This window comes from Barnesiella sp. CU968 (genome assembly GCF_905219685.1).
Lineage (GTDB): Bacteria > Bacteroidota > Bacteroidia > Bacteroidales > Muribaculaceae > Lepagella > Lepagella muris_A.
Window position 1 is genome coordinate 1 of the sequence record NZ_CAJMXD010000485.1, and the last position, 1,902, is coordinate 1,902.

Below are 1,902 nucleotides of genomic sequence, written 5' to 3' on the forward strand. Positions count from 1 at the left end.
TTAGAGGGATGCCGGAAACAGTGCGGTAGACTTCATCGGCGTGGGCGGCGATATATTGGTTGAACCAACCCTGCAGGTCTGTGAACCTGCGGGTCATGGCGTTTGGCGACACACCCCCCGAACCTATCTCATTTGACACGAAAATATAGACTGCGTCATGGTGGTCCGTGAATCTGTCAAACTCGGATTTAAGCTTTTCAAGGGATGCCGTGACATCTTCACCTGAAGCGAAAAAGACGTTTGTGACCCACATGGTCACGCAGTCAATCAATACCGTTTTCTGCGAGAGGTCATGTCGGCTGAGAAAAATCTCCTCTTCAATCGTAGACCAGTTGGGTCCGCGTCTTGCCTTATGTTTCCTGACGCGTTCCCGAAATTCATCATCGGCAACGCGTGCGGTTGCGAGATATACGGGAGTGTCGGAATGTTCGAGAGCCAGTTTTTCGGAAAATTCGCTTTTCCCTGATCTCTGACCGCCGGTTACAAGTATTATTTTTTTCTGTCTCATATACTATGTCTCATAAGCTGTGTCTGTGTCAGTCTCATTGCCTGTAGATGTCAGATATGCTTTCAAGGTTGCCGGTCGCGGCTTCTTCCTCTGAAAACATATTTGTTTCATCTTTTTCTATTCCATGATAATAGAGTAGGAAAGGTACAGAATCCGCCGAATGACACCCTTTTTCGCAAAGCGAAGGATGATCAGACATAACGGCAATGGCAAAATCTTCGCCATCGCAAAGTTTTTTCATCAACGGTCCGATGATCTCTCTGTCTATGTTCCGGATTGCGTTCAGCTTGGAGTTTACATCCATCTTGTGGGATGCGTAATCGCAGGCTTCTATGTGGAGAATCACGATATCGTGGTCTTGCAACGCTGCTATTGCGGCATCGCATTTTGCTCTGTAAGCCGTGTCGCAGTCTCCTGTGGCTCCTTCCGGTCTGATCCATTCCGCCTGAATACTGTATGCCATCCCCTTCAGAAGTGGCACCGCTCCTATTACGACAGGGCGGCTGAATTGCGGATGTCTGCTGACAAACGGCTCGTATGCTCTCGGTGTGTCTCCGCTCCAGAAAGCGATTCCTTCGGCATGTATGTCTGAAAGGCGGCAACCGTTGGGGATAATACATATCCCGGATGTTTCCGATAGGGAATGGAATTTCAGATCAGGAAATTTATGTTCGAGTGTGTGGCGCAAATCCGCGTTGCCGTTCAGGAGCAGGGAGGGGTCGGAGACTGCATACCGCATGACTGTGTCATCCGGCGAGACATCGATGCCAAGCCCTGTCGCTTCGAGAGGTCCGCGCCCTGACGGCAATTCATCGGGAGCGTAGCCGAGAATTGTAAGTATGGCGGTCTCGCTGCCAGGGTAATGCCCCTCCGGCACTGTCCTCAGGGAACCGCATCTGCCGTTGGCTGCGAGAAAATCAAGTGCCGGAGTCTCGGCTGCCTGCAAGGGGGTCTTCCCGTTCAGCCGCTCCATGGGGCTGTCTGCCATTCCGTCGCATATGACCAATATCTGTTTCATTGTGTCAACAGTTTCAATGCTTCCTCGCGTCCGGCGTTTACCTTGTCGGGATAATGCGCATCGGAATTAACCACCACAGGCAGGGAAGCGTTTCTGATTTTGTCCCACCATCTGAATGCCGGGAAGAAACGTTTTTTGTCGGCATACGACTTGGTGTTGATCTCCACGATCACTCCGGCAGATGACGCGTGACTCAGCACATCGTCGACAAGGGCCTCATACCATGCCGCGTTTTCAATTTCCGGATCGGCGACAGCTGCATTTCCGGCGATTTTGTCGAAGTGTCCGAGGATTTCAAAGCCTCCGTCTTCAATCATGCGGATAACATTCTCAAAATATTTCTCCACAACGTATCTCAGGTCATTTTTATAATCTT

The 1,902-nt window shown here is 50.5% G+C and carries 2 protein-coding genes and 1 pseudogene; all 3 read right to left on the reverse strand.

Annotated features, from left to right (window positions below; all coding sequences use genetic code 11):
• A partial coding sequence (locus tag JX312_RS12945) for a bifunctional adenosylcobinamide kinase/adenosylcobinamide-phosphate guanylyltransferase (protein WP_204458338.1) occupies nucleotides 1-508 on the reverse strand: 508 nt, incomplete at its 3' end.
• 34 nt (nucleotides 509-542) lie between these two features.
• Nucleotides 543-1,526 carry a hypothetical protein gene (locus JX312_RS12950; protein ID WP_204458340.1) on the reverse strand — a complete coding sequence of 328 codons (984 nt, stop codon included), beginning with the start codon at nucleotides 1,524-1,526 and terminating at the stop codon, nucleotides 543-545.
• Nucleotides 1,523-1,902 (reverse strand): annotated as a pseudogene (locus tag JX312_RS12955) (histidinol-phosphatase); the annotation flags it as partial. The pseudogene JX312_RS12955 and the gene JX312_RS12950, both read right to left, overlap by 4 nt.

Bases quoted from the DNA above. Each gene is read 5' to 3' on its own strand.
- JX312_RS12950 (WP_204458340.1), bottom strand. From the start codon at position 1,526: ATGAAACAGATATTGGTCATATGCGACGGAATGGCAGACAGCCCCATG.